Raw genomic sequence first — 18,014 nt, forward strand, 5'->3', positions numbered from 1 at the left:
CCTGCCTTACCTAGAAAAGATGAGAGTCAACCAGTGACTGCCGATGTGGCTCCCACATCATGAAAAGACAAACCGATCTCTGCTCAGTCTCGTCTCGACGGCTGTTTTCTTCACATTCCGTTTGCATGTGGTGTTCTCCATTCGCGAAATGAGCTGCTGGTACTGAAAGCTTGATGGCCCAAAATCATGATAGTACGGGCACCCGCTCACTGGAGATGACGTCGGGTCGATCTTGGTTCAGCCTGCGTTGAGGACTATCCCGCTAACCCCTGCCGGAACAGATTCTGCGCTGGACGTAACCGCAGATTTTCGAGAGGGCATTTTGAGTTGCCTCACTATTCCATGCGTGTAGCCTTCTGCACAGGCCAACGACGGTCTTACGGAGAAAGCTATGCGGTTGAAAAGAAGTGGTGTTGTCGTCCCATTACTTATTGGCGTCGTGATCAGTTTTGCGTTTCTCATAATCCAAGGTCGTGTATTTGATGTGATCGCCTGGAACTACAACTTCTGTCATGCGTTGTATGGGTTTACCTTTCCATTTTTCATGAGTTATTTCTCGTTCGAGCGTTCGGACATCAAGCGCCTAGCCTTGACCCAGACGGTTGCTCGATTTTCGGCCACGTGCTGGTTTTTCTGGCCGCTGGAGTTGATCCGCGCCATGGGGAGCTCGATCGCACGTGACTTCAGGGAGGGCGTGAGCTGGAAGCCTTCGGTGGGTGTTTTGTTCATATTGGCAGCCTCGATGGCTAACGAGATGTGGATCGACCCTATTACCAATCGCATCCCATTTACCCAGGCTTGTGGGAATTTTGTTGCTGATGTGATCGGGATGGTTGGATTTCTGGTCTTTACCTATCCGTTCACCCGCCGACAGAATCAACTACGATCGTTGCGCCACTCTTGAGTTGCTATTTGACCTAACGCGTTCAAGAAAGCTGGGGAGGGCATGGCAAGGCGTTTATTTGCTTACCCTTTCGGGTCGCGGCAGCGGGGCCGTAGCGCGGACTTTTTGCTTCGCGCTAGCTTTTCGAGCTTGTCCAAGTTGGCGCGCTGCTTGCGGCCGCGCATACACCGCTTGAGAGGCGGTTACAACGCCGGCCGCTTGCCCGCTCAAATCTAAGCGCGCTGCATTCTTAACCATGCTGGCCCAACATCGAGCTCCTCGGCACCAGGTAGAAATGCCCAATTTGAGCTGTTCGTGTGTTATGCCTAGTAGCTCCAGATGCTGTTCAGCATTTTTAAGGATCCCTTCCTTGAGCGGAACCTTAGGGGAGGGATTAACAGGGAACGCTAACGGAAAATGCTTTTGCAGCGGCCGGATTGCATCCACTGCTGGCTCTTCATTGCGTGCCTTTGCCCGCGTGGAGGCTTGTCGACTGGAGCGTGGAGCAATGTCGGGTTTTGCCTGCTCTTTTTCAGCCCGCAGGCGATCGCGTAGTTCAGCTAGCTGTTCAAAACCCATCGTCAAATCGCTGCTTGGAGGTTGGTGGCGAGGTGAAAGGATAGGGCATGCCGTGCATGGGTGCAGCTTAAACCGGGCAATCGCCGCTGATGAGTCATAGCACCTTGCCTGATACCGGCAAATTTCAGCAGGTGGCATTCATGGCGTTGAGTGAGGATGCAGCAAGTCAAAGCTACTCACTACGTGATTTCCCCGTCAGCTCAGCATTTGGAGTCGAGAACGCTCTACAAGGCCCTTAGGTGCTCGTGTTTTAATTCCCGCCTATTGGTTGGCGAAGCATCAAAGAGGGCCTGATGGAAAAGCATCAAGGAAGTGAGATACCGGCTCAAGCCCCTGAAGATAGGCATGAGCTCGATGACCAAGATGGTATCGTCGACGCAACTGTGGATCACTGGCGTACGGTCTGGTCAGACCGCAGCCGCACGGGGGAGCTTATTGCGCAGGGCCCAAGCTTCGTCCTATGGCATTCCGATACAAACGGCTTTGATGATCCGGGAGTCTTCTATCCTATCGACGCAATCGATCAGCTGATTCCGACGGAGCGAACACGTCAAATGCTGCGTGAGACGTTGGCCGCGATCGATCATGCGCGCGATCTAGCCGTCGTCTTGGTGTTGAAAGATCAAGCCGTAGCCAGGGCGCAGCTGGGCGTTATACCAAAGACAGCGGAGCGCAAGCCCCAGACTTGGTTTGAAATGACCAAGATCCGAAAGTCGTCAGTCACAGACAAAGCCTGGATCACGCTTCGTGCTAACTCGGTGCTCAGCAAGGAGGGTGAGTCTGGCGCGGAAGGTTATCTCGACGAGTACTATGGCGTCGGCTCAGTGATGTTTGATCTTGGACACCGACAGCAGGTCGCCGACGTGGGTTGGGATCAGATCGGCGGCAACGCCTTTGCCGGTGGCGAGGTAACGCAGTACAGCTGGCCAGACCGGGAAGAATCAGTAGATGTAGATTTAGCCAAGAGTTCAGGGAGCCTCACACACTCTGAGGTCGGTCAGGGAAAGCAGCTAGTTTCTCTACGAGTGCCTTTCACGAATCTGGATCTAACCTTACGTATTCAGGCACGCCTGAAGCCTGCCAATCCCAAAGCTGCCATCCCGGCTGCCGAGCGTGTAGAGCCAGAGAAGATTACCACCTACTACCGAGCGGGTGATTGGGGCAGCCATCGTGGGAACGCAGTAGGCACTGGGCTTGTAATTGAGCAGACCTTTGATAGTGCTGCGCCTACTGAGTGGCATCTGCATCAAGACTTTGTCATTTCCTTAGGGTTGCAGCGCCAAGGTGACGTTTGGTTACGACCCTCCGAAGGCTTTCAGGAGGTTGTGAGGCTGGTGCGCGATGAGGATGGAAGCCCCATCAGGATGGATGTGCGTGTTGAGCATCTTCGTGACTATCTCAAGGCTCGGGGGCTGTATCTACTGATTTCGAGCTTTCGGAGCCGCCGGCAGATTGTGGCGGATGCTTCCCATATCAAATGGGCTTCGGCAGTAGTGGAAGAGTTACAAGGCGAGGACAAGTGGCAAGGCGTGAACCACGCAATCCACGAAGGTGGAAAGCCCTTCGGCTCATCCATGGGGGTGCTTCATGTTTCTCGCACGGACATCGACGAAGATGATGAAGTACCCGTCCTGGGGCCGCCTGACGAAGAGTCCATTGTTTCGAAGAGTTGGTCGATCCAGCACACAGGCAGGAAGCTCTACGATCTGAATGGATATCTCTGGAAGACCGAAGTTGTCGAGCCTGGGCGGGTTAGCGAGCGGGTACAGGGAGAGCAGCCGCTTACGAAAGTGGATTTCGCGGTCGATGGGTCTGGGGAGCGTTTGAGCGGCGATGAATTGGAGCACTCTGGGCGCTGGCTCTGGTTCCGTCCAAATGTTACAGCTCTACTTGGAAGTTATCGCGGATCTTCACTGAGCTGGTATACCCGAGACACCGGTCGCATTGGCATTTCAGCCGAACACAGCGTCCATTTTGGCTTGAACGATCTGGGGCTGATCAACGTATACGCCAAGGATATTGGGCTGCTTCCTAGTTGGCAGCAGCGTGTCTGGGCTGGGGCAAATCTGGTGCCGGATGGTGGTTTGTCAGCGGAGTTGCGCGCCTCGCAGGCCAATGCCAATCCAGCATCCACCAAGGCTCCAGAAATGCAGCTGCGCCCGGTGTATGAGGCTCTCAACGCTTCATTTCATAGGTTAACTGGGAATCAGTTATTTGGGGCACATCACGCCCTGGATGAAATCTTTCGCCGGATTCATCGGTTCCGTGCTCTGGAGAAAGCCGGAGTGCTCGAATTGGCCAAAGATCTTGCCAGGGTGACGGTAGAGTCTCTAGACGGAGAAGCGTTGTCGGCGATTGCGCCCACTCCCCAGGGCATGAAGTCCGGTTCGGTTAAGCACTTGGAGGCTGCGTTGCAAAAGGGGTGCACCCTTGAGCAGGCGAGGGCGCTGACCAAGGTGCTGGTAGGTATCAACGAGCTTCGGCAGGCAGACGCTCATCTACCGTCGTCCGCGTTCGCACAGGCATTCGATCTGGTTGGCGTTGATCAGAAAGCTGAGCCTGTTATGCAAGGTCGTCAGATGCTGGAGTCGTTGGTCGAGTCTTTAGACGAGATGGGCAAAGTCCTGTCTCAGATACCCCGCAAGGGCAAGTAATCCTATGAGGCTACTGTCCGGAGTCCACACTTCAGTGGCGGTACTCAGGCTGGATCATATCGGCCCCTGGTCTTGCCGAAGCGTAAGCTGCATCAAGTACCTATTGAACTGGAGAAAAATTTTCAATAGGTACCGAGTCCTCCGACCTTACAAGGTAGCCTTGGGACACTCAATTCATACAGGAATACCCGAGTGTCCCACACCCCTACCGAAGCTGTTCAGCTGACCGAGACGCTGCTGCGCAGCATGATGGAAAATCTTCAGGCCAATTGCATCTGGCCAAACATCAGCAACATCATCGGCGGCATGCTCAACCGCCGTATCGAGTTGGCAGACGTGTATGAAGAAGTCTATGCCTCCTTGTCCCTGAAGCCTCGGGCTCTCTACATGTTCTGGGATGTTTTCGTGCATGCCGCTGACGGCTGGAATCCTCAAAAGAACCGAGCCGCTCGTGAGGCCCGCGAAGAGCTCGTAGGGATCAACAGTGGAATCAGCGAGCTCGCTGATCGGTTGGCAGCACTGCTGGATCGCCGTGATGAGCTTCATAACCACTGCGGGTTTAGCTCAAATGCCCACTACCACATCCTAGATGTCGTCAAGGATGCATCGGAGCACAACGATCTCTTCCAAAGCTACGTGAAAGATGACCTCGATCGAATCTGCTACCAGTATGATTTCAAATACTGGCCGGCATTGAGTGAGGTGGTTCAGGCCATCGGTATGGACGCGGAGATGGCTGAGGTGACTGCCAATGATCCGGCTACCGAGGCTGCTACTGAAAGCCGGAAATCGGGCCGTTCAGATTTCGTGAAAGCGTTCCTCGCCCGGCTGGACGACAATCGTGTCAGGGAGTGCGGCTTCATTCCCAACAGCTTCGCACTCTCGGATGGGGCTTTGGCATCGCTTGTGAACTGCGGTCTGGATTTGGCTGCTGACGAGATGGTGGATGCCGACTTCATCAAGCGTTTTCGGCAGCGGCAACGGCAGGCTAAAAAGGCCTGAACATGGCCGGTGAGATCCTGAAACAACCAAGATGAGAAACAGATACGGCTGTGGCCGGTAGGTCGCTTGAACTGATCGTTTTCCAGGTCGGTACGCAGCGAGAAACGGACGTCTGCAGTCATGCTGCCTGATCCAATCAGCGCTTATGAATGGGGATGGTCTCTGTGCATCTCTCGAACATCTCCTGATGCGGCTGCCGACGCCGAGGGCATTGAGTAGGGCGTTGCTGCCGCACTGTCGGGTGCCAGCCTAAATCAGGCACGTGAGTTCGCCGGATACTTAACATCGATAGCCGTAACGATAGGTGTTAAAGTTGCGGCGCGTTCCTAATGGGTCAACTGAATGGCCCTGACAAGACAACCAGGAAGGGAGTATCGCGTTGAGCTTTTCAAAAAAAATGACCGCCGTAATGGAGCTTTTGAAAGTTGTAAACTCTGCTGACTTAGTGAACGAAGCTTCGTTTAAATCATGGGGGGCTTCGGATGGTACTTCCGTCGTCGCCACCGACAGCGCTTCCTACTACAACGCCTTGGAGAGCTTGGCCTCTGATAATTCGAAGATCGCAAGTCGTTTCAGTCGAAAGACTATTCACAAATTTATCGAAGATCGCCTCCCGGGCTTGAAGCGATCGGGTGAAATACCGGGGTCGTCTGAGGGTTTTTTCAAAGAGCTACTAGATCAAAAGTCGACATCCATGACGGTAAGCGTGCCTGTCTCCGGGTTACGACTTGATGAAGGTATCAGATCATTCGAGCTCGCATGCTTCCGCTTTGGTTTCCTTCAGGATCTAGAGATCCCCATGGCTAACCAGTCGGGCATGTACATTAGCACGACAGTCAAGGACGTCTACGATCAGGAAATTGCTTTCCAAAAAGCTGAGAATGCTTTTCTAAACTTCTCGAAACTAATAATTTTTCTTACCGGCAAGCAAGACAAAAGCATACTTATTGAAACGGGACTTCCGCTGAAACCGGACTTGTCGCCTGAGCGGATGTATGTAAGCACTAACTCGTACCAGGTTCAGGACGAGCAAGGAAGAATCTCCTCCGCAGATATAAAAAATGTGCACATCGAAAAAATTCCTGTGAACAACGAATTTTTTACCTCCAGAGAGGTGCTCGGAAAGCTATGGGGGCTTTACGAGCGCAAGCACGCAGGAGCTAAACTAAACGATCTTGAAGCGCGAATCCTAAATGCCGCACTAGCCTTAGGAGAGTCGGCATCTACTAGAGATATCCGCAACTCCATTCTCTACACTTGCATCGCTTTGGAAATTCTATTCTCTCGTGATGACGGCGCACTTTTCCAGAAAAGCATCGGTCAAAATGTGGCAGACCTATTCGCGTTCATCGTGGCAAAGGATGCTTCAGCTCGTAAAGAAATCGCCAAGCTTACAAAAAAGGTTTACGGCATGAGATCTGCCATTGTTCACGGTGGGGACAAAGAAATGTCGAGCGAGAATTTGATCGTTAATCACTTTTTACGTGGGGCTTTGGGCGAGTTGCTCACCGCAGAACGCTTTAAAGATGTCAAACGTCTCAGTACAATTTGCGAAATGTTGTTGGATGCCCAGTACTCGTACTAGGCATACTAAGGTCGGGGCGATGATTTCGCCCTCACCTCGTAGCAGCTGGCCCGCCCCAGATTACCTCAAATGGAAAGGCGTGTAGCTCAAATTGGGTGGGTGTCGTTACCCTGAGCGTTGCGGTGAGGATGTATGTTAGCCGGACGCCTACGGCTCCAGCATTCCGTGCTTCGTCGGATCTAATTCCCCGTTGCTTCCCACCACTACGCTCCAATCTTTTCTTTGAAAGCGTTGTGGTTAAATTCAATTGGTGTCTATCGAACGGTGCCCTGTCTGCCTACAAATGCTCAATATTCCAACTCCGTTTACGTAGACCTGTGCAGTTGGCATTAAACGCCTCCCCCTTACTCAGCGTCCTTATGCTAATCGCCAAGCAGAACAAAGGGGGTAGGGCGTGCCATCGCCACGTACATGGCAAGCAGGTGCTGGGTTATCCGCTTTCGCGGCCTGAGACCTCCGTGGTTTCTTAGCCCCCCGCCCAGGGCAACAAGCTTGCGACGGAGTCTTTGTAGATATATTTCGAGCTAATGTGTCGCCGTATCCTCCAGCAATGCGCAAATCGCGGCCTCAAATTCATCATCGAGGTCAAAATTGTAGATCGCCTCTATGCCCTGCAAACGTGCCTGAACTTTCCTGGCCAACCTTTCGATGTACCCACCATACGAACTCATTGATCCGTCTCCAGTTGCTTGATGTTGGTGCGCGCCGGTGTGGTCAATACTGCCGGCTCCCATATGGGCTTGAAAGCCAGGTTATCTTTGCAGATCAGTCCGCTATGTCTTGCTTTGGAGCCTTTGCGCTGCCCTTATGATGTTAGTCTGTGGCCTTTCTCGAAGCAGCGGCGCCGGGGGGCTGGCCCGCTCAAAGCCTGCACGGAGCCTTTTTCTAGTGGATTCGCCGCCAAAAAAACCTATTCATCAGCAACCAAAGATCGCCGGGTCAAATGGCGACGATACGCGCAAATCTCCCCATAGCCTGCAGCCAGTCAATCGCGGCCTTTTTAATTTTCTCGCTAATGGCTTCCTCGACCTCGTTGGTTTTCAACAGGCCTCTGCGTGGAAAGCGGGGCTTAAGGTCGGTACGGAAGAGGGGATGAGTCTGGGTCAGAAACATGGGCTGGAGTCTGGCAGGGCTGAAGGGCTAAGCGCTGGGCACTTGGAGGGCAAAAGCGAAGGTCTGAAGGAGGGCTTCACTCAGGGGCATGCCCAAGGCTTGGACGAGGGGAGGCTTATTGTCGAATTGCGACCTGGTGCCGCCGCCACTCCCGCTGCACCGGGCGTTAAGGCGCCTGCACTTTTCAAGGACTGGCGATTTGCGATTACTCCAGAGATGGCAGAGGAGATCCGGCAGGACGTGAAGCTTTATCTTCCTGATCAACCTCCGTCTGAAGATCAGTGGAAGATGATCTTGTCCACCACTCCGACCACCTCCGTTGTTGCCGGCGCTGGTAGTGGGAAGTCCACCACCATGGTGTTGCGGCTGATCGTTCTCTATCACTATTTAAAGATAGATTTGTCGGGGCTGACTGTCGTCACCTTTACGAAAGAATCAAAGCTGGACTTCGCGAAGAAAGTCCGCGAGGTATTCGACCTCTGGGGTTATGAAGTCAGCGAGAAAAAGTCGCTGGAGATTGTTCGTACATTCCACTCTCGCATTCTTTCGTTTGCCAAAAGCATCGATGGCTTGAGTGACGTGAAGGCTTTCGAGTTTTTGGACAACAAGCCGGATGAGGATGAGCGTGACGGATCAATGTTGCAGGTCAAATTGGGTGAGATTCAGCTCGATCTGATGAACACTATTTACCAAGAGCTTTTTGAAACCGATCAAGCCTTTCGCGCGTTGATCGGGGAGCTCTATCAACGCTCCTTGCTACTGGATTCGATGGAAAAAGATCACCCTGACGTACTGCAACGTCAGGATAAAGCTTGGCAAATGGCGAGCATTGATGCTGCCTTATGTTCTCAGCTTGAAGGTATTTGGCAAGCTGCCGGACATTGGCCAATTGATGGAATAGAGCCGACTCAGAAGACCCTCCGGCTACTTGGAAAAGACTTCCAGGTCAACGGATACATCCGTGAGTATGATACCTACGTCATACTTGGGGTCGATGACACCGAGCCGGATGAACTTAAGCTTGATCACCAGTATGGCTGGTACATGCGCAAACATGTGCGTGATAAGCGGACGCTGTTTCAAGCCTTCTGCAGTCCAAAGGTTGTCTACTTGAACAGCTACGTCGATGCCACGCAGTCGGTTGCAGCGCTCAAAGGTCGTGTGAATGGATGCCCGAAATTTCGGTACAAGGTGACGGGCGAGATCAGCTCCAGCTACATTCTGGAGGCTTTTTTCTCCACGGCCTCCTTCATCGAAAACCTGGGGTTGGACGCCATCGAGGCAGTGAAAAACATGGCCTTTTACGAGGGTGAGCCCGATGCGCCATTTTTCTACGCCATGAGCATTTACTGGGCTACTTTCAACAATCGACTGCTGGAGATGAGCCCACCTGTAATGACGTTCAACAGTATGTTCGCAATGTTTAGCGAACGTGGTCAGAAAAATTTCCGGGCAGTGCCAGACAGCGTACTTCGTCCGATGACGACGCTGCTCATTGACGAGTTTCAGGATGTCGGGGCGAACACGATCTCGTGGGTGAGGGCGACATTTCGCGAAATCGAGCGGCGCGGGCTTACCGCTAAGACTTTCGGCGCACCCGCTTATGCATCACTGATGGCAGTGGGAGACGACTGGCAAAGCATCTACGGATGGCGCGGGAGCTCTCCGCGTTTTCTGACGGAGTTCGACAAGGAATTTCAGTCGCCGAAGCATACACAGGTGTTCATGCAAGAGAACCACCGCTCCCATCAAATGGTGGTGGACGCGGCTGAAGCAATCGTTAACCAGACGCCTGGTTTTGACAACAAACACGGTGTTGCTGTCAATAAACGTGTTATCGGCAATCAAGTGCCGGTCGAGGTTCGAGAAGTGGATTGGGCACACCTTGTCGAGATGGCCGAACACCATTACGACAGCGGGCGCTCGATCTTGGTGCTTTACCGCAAACGCGATACCAAGGCAGATGCCCAAACAAAGCTCAGGGAGGTTCTTGAGAGAGCCCGAACAGACAAGCGAGCCAAGGCCATCAAATTTTTGACCTACCATTCCTCGAAGGGCTTGCAGGCTGATGCAGTCTTTTTACTGGGGGATTGTGAGGTCACCACTTCATCCCCTTCCAAAAATGATTTCTATAGCCAAGCCGGTATGGCAAGCCCAGGAGATGAATATGGTTACGATAAGGCGCAGCAACACGAGGCGCTGCGAACAGCCTACGTCGCCATCACTCGGGCCGTCACATACTGCTATTGGTATATTTCTTGGGAAGAAAAGGTGCCTGCGTCTGAGAAGGCGAGTCGTTACATTAAGGGGCGTGAGGCTTACTGGAATGTCGTGACCCCGCGCCCTGCTCCCACACCGGATGGAATCAAACGCAAAGCCGGAAAGGGCGCTAGCTGAGCCCTGTTTGACCTCCCTGTGAGCATCACGGAAACCTACAGGACGGATTAAGCGCGGTGACTGGTCAGGAGGTTTGAGCGATATCCTCTTCTAGCTCCCGCACCGCCTTGCTGACTTTGATTTCAAATCGTCGCTCCACCTCAGCTTCACTCAGCTTGAGAGCGTCATCGCCAAGCCACATGGCAAGCATCTCGCGCTTCTGGCTGACCTTGAGGGCATCAAGGTTCGGGATGTAGCCGTTATTGGCTTTCATCCCCCGCTGCAGCTCGTAGAAGGTCTTGATCAGAGACTTCGGGTGGATCTCACCGCTTGGGCAAAATCGATTTGTAAGCTTCCTGACCGTGTGATTGATGGCTCGCAGCTGAGAAGTGGTAGTGATCTGGCAAAAGTAGGCAGCCCATCCCAGGCGCTTGCCTTTGAATATGCAGCCTGTGATCCTGAGATTCAGCTTCCATTGGCAATAGGCAACGGCCCGCTCCTTATCAGCAGGACGTCGTGCTGTTAAAAGTTTGTGCCGGTACGCCGTGAAGATTTTGGCGATCGAAGACTCGAATCTGAGAATGCTCTCGTGGCGAATGAGAACTTCGCCGATCTGAATCTGGTATCCGAGAAAGCTAAAGGGGTCGGTCAAACTCTCTACCTTGGACTTCGATCCCGCTTCGAAACCATGGGGATTGAGCCCCATGGTTTTCAGTTCTGCTATCAGCTCGTTAGCCGTAGAACGGGCCACGCCCGCCGCCCCCAAAATCAGGATGTCGTCAACGTAACGCTTGTACCAAATTCCCGTCCGAGACCCGAAGAGGGTATCAATGCCTTGCAGCGCAATCTCCGCCAGCACATTTGAAATGGCGAGGCCTTGCGGTACACCGACGCTTGGACGATCGGCCCCTTTACTTCCCTTGGATTCGGACACGGTGGGTGTTGTGAGCGCGTTGGTAATCAGCTGTCTGAATTCGGGTTTCTGGATTTTTTTGCGCGTTGCAGCTGCTACCAGTTGATGAGGAATGGATGGGTAAAAGCTCTTAAGGTCTATCTTGGCGTATTCGGCATACAAGCCCGAACTGAGCGCAGTTTTTAAGGACTCGATTACAATCTGAGGGAGGGTGAGTTTGGCCGTGGGGAAAACGTCAGATAGGCAATTGCATAACGCGCGCAGGACGATTCTGTCTCTGGCGGTTGGAATGGATATCTGTCGAGGTGGGGACGAGGCACCTTTGAGGATCAGTTTTTCCTTATATGCCGTGAAACTGTACTCCCCCCGGTGAACCTTCTTGATTATGTGATCAAGCTCAGCGGTCAAGTGCTTATCGAGGTTAGCCGGGCGCACTCGGTCGAGGCCGATAGCCCCGGAGTTTTTGATCCTGTCGGTGTAGATTTCCTGAAGACGCTTTCGGGTGAAGATTTTCTTAAAACTTCTGGCCGCGCTCATGGCTGCTTCCAGAAGGCATAGAGGCCTGCCAGCACGGGAAGAACATACAGCAGCGTCGTGATGAGAAATCGCATAGTCAGCCAGAGCGCGGCGGAGAAATACTCATAGCCTGTGAGCGGTCGAGTAGTGGGGCCGTTCGCAAAAACACGTGCGATTCGATCATCGATTTCCCGATGATTTTCAGATTCAGCGAGCAGTTCGTCATATCTGCTGATCTGTTCGGGTGTTGGCGGATGGGGTGGGGAGGTGGGCGAGCCGTCGGGCAGTCCCCGATGAAGCTTCTGCAGCGCAAGATAGTTAGTGCGCATCAGCATCGCGCGGCCCCTAAAGTCGCGGTTCGCAACCGCAAGTGAAATTCCCAGCAGGGCAACCGAAAGGATCGTCGCCATGACATCGGTATCTGGGCCAAGGATCGTGCTGTGTCTGATGGTCAGCACCCCCAACGCCGTGCTGAGGATCGCGTACCATACCAGCAAGAGCTGTGAGTGAAAGTCCAGCCACTCCAGGCGCTTATGGGCCTGAATACGTGCCTTGTAAGTGAACCAGACGCTATCCTTTTTCAAGCACATCTCTCCATAGAATTTGGTGAAGAGGCGGGGGGATTTGAGTACCGTTGAACATCCCATAGGGATCAGTGGGCCGAAGCCCAACAGCCGAGGCTGTTAATTATCAGAACCGCCCTCGTTCGCACGAGAGGAAATACCCACCCCTTCTCGACTGATTTTACAGTGCTATTAGTAGGCAGTGGAAGCCTCCCAGAGCTTGAACACTCCAGCCGGCCTCATTATGAATGGCCTCAGCGTTTCACGCTGCTCGGCTACATGAACCTCCTTCGCCCCGAGGTTCGACAGGATGTCTTGAGACATCTTGAGTTTTGGCCATGCGGTAGAGCGCTAAGCGTTGCTATGGAGATATGACACTAGCTACGCCTCCCATCGCAGGGCCCTGCCGATTCGGCTATGGCCGCTTAACGGCCCTGATAGCGCGGATAAGCTCGTGGAGAGCCCGACGCGTGCGTCAGTTTTCATCGACGTTTACCTACTGACTGCCGATCCGACATACCTCAACTTGGTACCCCATAGCGGTCAGGCGCTGCGCGAACTGCCTGAAATTCACCTTCGAGAAGAAAGGCATGTGCAAGTCCCGGTTTGTTTGCATGATGGCAAATACGATCTTATTTCTTGGTTGGGCTGCAGAGTTGAACGCAAACTGAAACTCCCCAAGCAGGGCGAGATGGGCATTGACCTGCACTGTCACGTCGGGGTCATTGATGAGCGCCTCGGCAGAAACGTACGCTTGTGAGAAAAGATGACTCAGAACGCTGGAAGACGAATATTTTTTGACATGGATGATGTGGTTGTCTGGAGTGAGCAGGTCACAGAACTCAAATGGACTAGAAGCGCCGCTCAACCGAACTAATTTTTGATCCAGCAGAAAAAAATTAATGTTGTCAGCGACCCGACGCAGGTACGGGCCCTCATGGTCGGTTCCATATACCGGAAATTGCAAGTCGGACGGAATGGCCGAAGCGAAGTATCGGTTCACTCCCTCGGTGTAGTCGCGGTCAATCTGATACCAATCCCCCTCGCTGAGCAGGTAGATCTTGTTGTCCAACTCAATCTCCGCCTCTAGACAGCTATACATTGGCCATACCGCAATTTTTTGCTCGTCCGCACCGTACAAGTAGATGCGTTCGGAGTTCAGTGATTGGAGAGTGATCTGACCTACCATTTGCTTGGCCTGTAAGGCTTGCTGGAGATCTAGGTCAAAGGCAATTGCTGGGCCATTCATCGACCGAGAATTGTGCTTGCGATATCCGAAGCCGCTTACGTCATCAGGCAGCATTATGGGCGGCGCTGCCCTCACTCGTTCGAAGTCATTTGCGTTCACAGCAGTTACGAGCTGATCATCGAGCTGCCCCACAAGGGTTGCATCTCGCACAGGGACGATGAAATCCATCCACGGGTATCTCTCTTTGCATGTTTCGTCCCCGTAGGCGTTCAATAGGCGAGCAGCGATCTCTGGGAATTCCTCCAAAGTGACATCCGAGTGAAGAGCCAGAGAGTCAGAACCGCTGACGTAGTCGCCATCGTCTTGATAGTTTTGGACGATCCCTGTAAGGGATTTCAGAATCTCTGAGTCGAACTTGAACTCGAACTCTGAAATGGACAGACGCTTGGAAGATTGTGCCTTGGAACGCAAAGGAGTCCGGTCAATATTAGATTTTTCAAGCGACTTGATAAGCAGAGGATCAGTGAGGCTCAGCGCTGTTCGTAGGCCGAAGTAGCGCTCAATCCCAAGCCCATCAATCAGGTGCCGGGCATGGCCAAATGTGAAGCAGAATATCCGGCCTTGAACCGCCATCACTAATAGGGCTTTTAATGACCTCCCCCTTAAATCCAGTTGCGCCACTTCCTCAACGTTATTGAACAGCTGAGTCCATTTAGGATGTGATGGATTCGTTTCATGGTAGAAAAGACAGTCTATCCCATTCAAAGAAAATGAGATGGGTTGCAAAGTGACGTCATCTGACAGAGCATCAAGAACTGTTCGTCCTGCTTTTAGCAAAAAAACGTTGATAGTGATCTTCATAAGTCCTCCCTAACTGATCGCACTTACACAAAATCGATACTGGCCATTTGGGCATCCAGCCGACTGGCCTGGAGATTAGCTGAGCAAACTGGGAAGGTATGGTGATAAACGAGTTTTTCTTCTATCCGTGATTTCAAGCGTGAGCGGCGAGCTTTGTCTTGGAGCGCGAGCAGAACGCATGGATCCGCACATTGTCGATGGCGCTTGTTGGTGTGCGGTTGCCCCATCTCCCTAGGGCCGAAGGGACATGCTAATGTCCAATAATAACTTCACTAAAGGGGCGGGTATGGCACGGGTCTTTTTTTCGTACAGCCATGAGGATGAGCTGCTACGAGACCAGTTGGAAAAGCACTTGGCGTCCCTCAAGCATGAGGGCTACGTGGAGTCCTGGCACGATCGCAGGATTCTTCCTGGCGAGGATCTCAGCGCTACGATAGACGCCCAGATCAACACTGCGGAAGTCATCTTGCTACTGGTGAGCGCGAGCTTCCTGAGCTCTCATTATTGCTACTCCATCGAAATGAAGCGGGCGCTTGAACGCCAGGCTAGTGGGGAGTGCAAAGTCGTGCCAATAATTTTGAGAGCCTGTGATTGGAGCCATAGCCCATTGGGTGGACTGCTGGCCATCCCCAGGGATGCAAAGCCGATCACGAGCTGGACTAACCCTGACGAGGCCTACACTGATGTGGTTCGGCATATACGCGCGCTTCTCCAGGCTGGATCAGAGAAATCTAGCCCGCTAGCTAGACCGGGATCAGCAGCACAGCCGTCCCTAGTTACTTCGGCCACCGCAGCGATGTCGGCACCGCGCTCTAGCAATCTGAGGCTTCGCAAGAGCTTTACTGATTTCGATAAAGACCAGTTCGCGCATGGGAGCTTTGATTACATCCAGCGTTTTTTTGAGAATTCCCTCGCGGAGCTCCAAGCACGTAACCCGGGCATCCAGGGGACACTGCGGAAAGTCAGTGATGTGCGGTTCACCGCATCCATCTACCGTGATGGGAAGGCCATTGTAGAGTGCGCGATCGCTATTGGCGAAAACTACGATCGAAACAGCATTACATATTCGGGCCAGCTGACAGGAAATAGCTATAACGAGATTCTCTCGGTGGATGCTGACGACCAAGCAGTCTTTTTCAAGACATTGATGAGCTCAGCGTTCACAGGCCGCACAAGTAAATTGAGCCAGGAAGGGGCCGCAGAAATGTTCTGGGAACGTCTCTTGGAACGGCTGCAGCGTTAGCCGACCTCTGGGGACGAAGGCGGGCGTTCAGCTTGTGGCAGCAATGTCAGCAGCTCCGCTCCCGGCCCGAAAGGCCGGCGAATGGCATATCCCCGCGTCTTTTTACCAAGCGCTAGCTGTAACGGTTCAGCCACCAGGCTCACTATGGACTCTCCATTGACACATCTATGCAGATGTCTGAGACCTAGGGCTGTTTCAAGCTTGGCTGAATGCAGGAGTTGATACCCGCCATGCCAAATACGCCTCTCTCTGACTCAAGCCTTAAGCCATGCCGCGTAGCAAAGCTACGATATGCGCTTAACTGAGCTATGAACGGTGACTTGGCTTGCTCATAGTGCTAAGCACGACTTTAGCGCCAGTGCCGCTGAACCGTCGATCTTGGAATACCCAGATCCCTAGCAACCTCCACCTGGCTCAACCCCTTGGCCTTAAGTTCCTGGACTTGGGTGCGCGTAAAAGCAGCCCGGGCACTAGTCGGGTGAGGGCTATCGGTACCTTGCGCCGATGCTGGCGGAACCGTATCGATCAGCCCAAGACGCTCTAACTCGTCAATTGCCTGCGTCAGGACAGCTCTAGGCGTAGCGCCCGAGTCAGACGCTGCGGCAGCAGCCAGCAGCGCGGAAGGCGACAAACCAAGCGCCAAGGCCAGATCGCCGGCGACCTTAATGGTAGGACTTGTCTTAGACGCTTCGAGTTGACTGACATGGGACGCAGCCACAGCGCCGCTCACGTCTTTCTGGCTAAGCCCTTTTGTAACCCGTATCCACCGCAGCGCCGCCGCAAAGCCTTCCTGTATCGACATTCTGCCGTCTCAAAAGCTGACGGTATGCCGCGTTTGCCTGCGACCAAACAAATCTATATATCGACCTGATTGGGCATTGCCATTATTGGTACGGCTAGTCGTGCCCATTAAGAGGACAAGACCTTCGACTCAAGACCTCCGGCGAGATCACGCCCGGGATCTCTCAAGGCTGAAGGGTTCACGCCACGTATAGCAACTCACAGCACACCAGCCTAGGCACTAAGGAAGGCCAGATGTCAGATCTGAAAAAAATCACGGTAACGATCAAGAATTATGATTCTCACGCTTCTCAAGCCGCTGCGACTCTCTACAAAAAAGTTAGGCTCTTAGATCAGGCTGGCAGAATCTTCTATTACAAAGACCTGATCGTGCCGAGATACCTAGAACGCAAAGGGGCGATGACTCAGGATGTGCCAAGAACTTGGTTTATCAAACACATCGGTAAATCCGCAGTCGTGGTGGTTGCTTTTGAAACCAAAGACGGGACGGTCGAATACGACCTTGATGAAGTCCGCGACCTTGCAAGATCCGGATTTGTGGCCGGAATCATGTATGGGGTTCTAGCCATCCCGTCTGGTTTTATCGCTGGTATTGCCACCTTTGGTATCGGACTGGCGATCATTCCCATGGGTCTGTATTTTGCCTATAGAAATATTTTCAAGATTCCGGCAAGTTTGAGCCGGAAGCAGTTGCTGCAAGACCTCTCGCTTCATGGTGTTCAGGTGGGCGAGGGCTGGGCGCGGTAGGGCTGGTCGGCACATTCACTGGCAGTGCCCGACGATACATACGATTTTGCCGCGGGTAGGGTCAGAAAAAGCTTAGGTCGACTTGGGCATCTTACTATTGAGGGGGGCATTCGTGCCTTTGGATTGGCTGCATGAGTCTGGTTGCTTGCCACCTTCTGAGAGAACTGAAGGTGCCTATTCGACGCTGAGCGGTTGGGTTATGAAAGGCGCTGTGATGTCCTTCTTTAACGATTGATTTGCATGAAGGTTGCCCTGATAGCCCGTGCCCCGCACCAAGGCTCCTCTGCCAATTCGAAGTCAGCGTCTGATACCTACCCACACTCAATCCTCTCGCCAGTACCGCGTCACCGTAGATTTCCCGATGCCCAGCATTCTCACAACATCTACATGCCTATGCCCTGCAGCTTTGAGCTTCTGCACCTCCGCACGCGTGTTGGCTGACTTTTGTGAAACCGGATGAGTTGACTTGGGGGAGAATTGAGAAATGTCCACGTCAAGCAGCCCGAGAGACTCAAGTTCTCTGAGGGCTTCGTTGAGAACCTGACGGGGTGTGATCTTTTCCTGCACCGCGACAACAGTGGCCACGAACGACGTCGTAGTCAGCCGCAGGGCCTCGGCAACCCGCTGGGTTGTCTCTAATGTTGGGCTGTTCTGGCCAGATTCCAGCTGACTAATTCGGGCCTGGCTGAGCTCGGTAGACACTTCTTGCTGCAAGAGCTTGTGGTGCTCTCTAAGGAGCTTCATCGCTGCTGCGAACGCTTGGCGTAGCGACATCATCAGTGTTCTCGTGCAAACGCAATGATATGCCGGGTTTGCCAATGCCCACTCAAATCTATATATTGATTTTAACGGGCATGACGGTAGGGGGCTTCCGCCAAGAGCTGCCCCGATGCCGCCCCAGCTCCGGATGGGGCGCGGAGGCAATGGCTGAGACCGGATGGTCAAATATCAATTATCTGGTAAATCGAATTTAAGCATGTCTTCTGGCA

General features: G+C 53.1%; 13 protein-coding genes. 7 read left to right on the forward strand and 6 right to left on the reverse strand.

Annotation, left to right across the window (positions count from 1 at the left end):
* Positions 1 to 391 precede the first annotated feature (391 nt).
* Positions 392 to 904 (forward strand): hypothetical protein, encoded by a 513-nt coding sequence (locus ACYAR8_RS18115; RefSeq protein WP_463580613.1) that lies wholly within the window; start codon positions 392 to 394, stop codon positions 902 to 904.
* Between the two features lie 54 nt (positions 905 to 958).
* Here ACYAR8_RS18115 and ACYAR8_RS18120 read toward each other — a convergent pair whose 3' ends face one another.
* Positions 959 to 1,462, reverse strand: coding sequence for a ProQ/FinO family protein (locus tag ACYAR8_RS18120; protein ID WP_463580614.1), 504 nt, complete (start codon positions 1,460 to 1,462; stop codon positions 959 to 961).
* A gap of 293 nt (positions 1,463 to 1,755) precedes the next feature.
* Here ACYAR8_RS18120 and ACYAR8_RS18125 point away from each other — a divergent pair, with 293 nt between their 5' ends.
* The 4 genes from ACYAR8_RS18125 (at position 1,756) to ACYAR8_RS18140 (ending at position 10,213) form a co-directional block, all read left to right on the forward strand.
* Positions 1,756 to 4,116 carry a hypothetical protein gene (locus tag ACYAR8_RS18125; RefSeq protein WP_463580615.1) on the forward strand — a complete coding sequence of 787 codons (2,361 nt, stop codon included), beginning with the start codon at positions 1,756 to 1,758 and terminating at the stop codon, positions 4,114 to 4,116.
* 192 nt (positions 4,117 to 4,308) lie between these two features.
* Positions 4,309 to 5,118, forward strand: a complete 810-nt coding sequence (locus ACYAR8_RS18130; RefSeq protein WP_463580616.1) for a hypothetical protein — start codon at positions 4,309 to 4,311, stop codon at positions 5,116 to 5,118.
* A 379-nt stretch (positions 5,119 to 5,497) separates the two neighbouring features.
* Positions 5,498 to 6,703: a hypothetical protein gene (locus ACYAR8_RS18135; RefSeq protein WP_463580617.1), complete on the forward strand. Its 1,206-nt coding sequence runs from the start codon at positions 5,498 to 5,500 to the stop codon at positions 6,701 to 6,703.
* A gap of 888 nt (positions 6,704 to 7,591) precedes the next feature.
* Positions 7,592 to 10,213: a UvrD-helicase domain-containing protein gene (locus ACYAR8_RS18140; protein WP_463580618.1), complete on the forward strand. Its 2,622-nt coding sequence runs from the start codon at positions 7,592 to 7,594 to the stop codon at positions 10,211 to 10,213.
* A gap of 64 nt (positions 10,214 to 10,277) precedes the next feature.
* On the opposite strand, the gene ACYAR8_RS18145 is transcribed toward ACYAR8_RS18140, so the two are convergent.
* The 3 genes from ACYAR8_RS18145 to ACYAR8_RS18155 form a co-directional block, all read right to left on the reverse strand.
* Complete coding sequence (locus ACYAR8_RS18145) at positions 10,278 to 11,642, reverse strand: reverse transcriptase domain-containing protein (protein WP_463580619.1); 1,365 nt, start codon at positions 11,640 to 11,642, stop codon at positions 10,278 to 10,280.
* Positions 11,639 to 12,205 (reverse strand): SLATT domain-containing protein, encoded by a 567-nt coding sequence (locus ACYAR8_RS18150; protein ID WP_463580620.1) that lies wholly within the window; start codon positions 12,203 to 12,205, stop codon positions 11,639 to 11,641. Before ACYAR8_RS18150 ends, ACYAR8_RS18145 begins: the two co-directional genes overlap by 4 nt.
* A 475-nt stretch (positions 12,206 to 12,680) precedes the next feature.
* The gene (locus ACYAR8_RS18155) at positions 12,681 to 14,234 is read right to left on the reverse strand and encodes a TIGR04141 family sporadically distributed protein (RefSeq protein WP_463580621.1); all 1,554 of its coding nucleotides are present in this window, start codon (positions 14,232 to 14,234) and stop codon (positions 12,681 to 12,683) included.
* 253 nt (positions 14,235 to 14,487) lie between these two features.
* Here ACYAR8_RS18155 and ACYAR8_RS18160 point away from each other — a divergent pair, with 253 nt between their 5' ends.
* On the forward strand, positions 14,488 to 15,477 hold the full coding sequence (locus ACYAR8_RS18160; protein WP_463580622.1) for a toll/interleukin-1 receptor domain-containing protein: 990 nt from the start codon (positions 14,488 to 14,490) through the stop codon (positions 15,475 to 15,477).
* Between the two features lie 349 nt (positions 15,478 to 15,826).
* Here ACYAR8_RS18160 and ACYAR8_RS18165 read toward each other — a convergent pair whose 3' ends face one another.
* The gene (locus tag ACYAR8_RS18165) at positions 15,827 to 16,279 is read right to left on the reverse strand and encodes a helix-turn-helix domain-containing protein (RefSeq protein WP_463580623.1); all 453 of its coding nucleotides are present in this window, start codon (positions 16,277 to 16,279) and stop codon (positions 15,827 to 15,829) included.
* Positions 16,280 to 16,512: 233 nt separating this feature from the next.
* Here ACYAR8_RS18165 and ACYAR8_RS18170 point away from each other — a divergent pair, with 233 nt between their 5' ends.
* Entirely contained in the window at positions 16,513 to 17,025 is a 513-nt protein-coding gene (locus ACYAR8_RS18170; RefSeq protein WP_463580624.1) for a hypothetical protein, read from the forward strand.
* Between the two features lie 321 nt (positions 17,026 to 17,346).
* On the opposite strand, the gene ACYAR8_RS18175 is transcribed toward ACYAR8_RS18170, so the two are convergent.
* The gene (locus tag ACYAR8_RS18175; protein ID WP_463580625.1) at positions 17,347 to 17,802 is read right to left on the reverse strand and encodes a helix-turn-helix domain-containing protein; all 456 of its coding nucleotides are present in this window, start codon (positions 17,800 to 17,802) and stop codon (positions 17,347 to 17,349) included.
* Positions 17,803 to 18,014 lie beyond the last annotated feature (212 nt).

The sequence above is a fragment of the Pseudomonas sp. HP_01 genome (assembly GCF_055284355.1).

Excerpts from the sequence above, each read along its gene's own strand:
- ACYAR8_RS18115 (WP_463580613.1), top strand. The coding sequence starts at position 392 with ATGCGGTTGAAAAGAAGTGGTGTTGTCGTCCCATTACTTATTGGCGTC.
- ACYAR8_RS18120 (WP_463580614.1), bottom strand. The coding sequence starts at position 1,462 with ATGGGTTTTGAACAGCTAGCTGAACTACGCGATCGCCTGCGGGCTGAA.
- ACYAR8_RS18170 (WP_463580624.1), top strand. The coding sequence starts at position 16,513 with ATGTCAGATCTGAAAAAAATCACGGTAACGATCAAGAATTATGATTCT.
- ACYAR8_RS18160 (WP_463580622.1), top strand. The coding sequence starts at position 14,488 with ATGTCCAATAATAACTTCACTAAAGGGGCGGGTATGGCACGGGTCTTT.
- ACYAR8_RS18125 (WP_463580615.1), top strand. The coding sequence starts at position 1,756 with ATGGAAAAGCATCAAGGAAGTGAGATACCGGCTCAAGCCCCTGAAGAT.
- ACYAR8_RS18155 (WP_463580621.1), bottom strand. The coding sequence starts at position 14,234 with ATGAAGATCACTATCAACGTTTTTTTGCTAAAAGCAGGACGAACAGTT.
- ACYAR8_RS18165 (WP_463580623.1), bottom strand. The coding sequence starts at position 16,279 with ATGTCGATACAGGAAGGCTTTGCGGCGGCGCTGCGGTGGATACGGGTT.
- ACYAR8_RS18145 (WP_463580619.1), bottom strand. The coding sequence starts at position 11,642 with ATGAGCGCGGCCAGAAGTTTTAAGAAAATCTTCACCCGAAAGCGTCTT.
- ACYAR8_RS18175 (WP_463580625.1), bottom strand. The coding sequence starts at position 17,802 with ATGATGTCGCTACGCCAAGCGTTCGCAGCAGCGATGAAGCTCCTTAGA.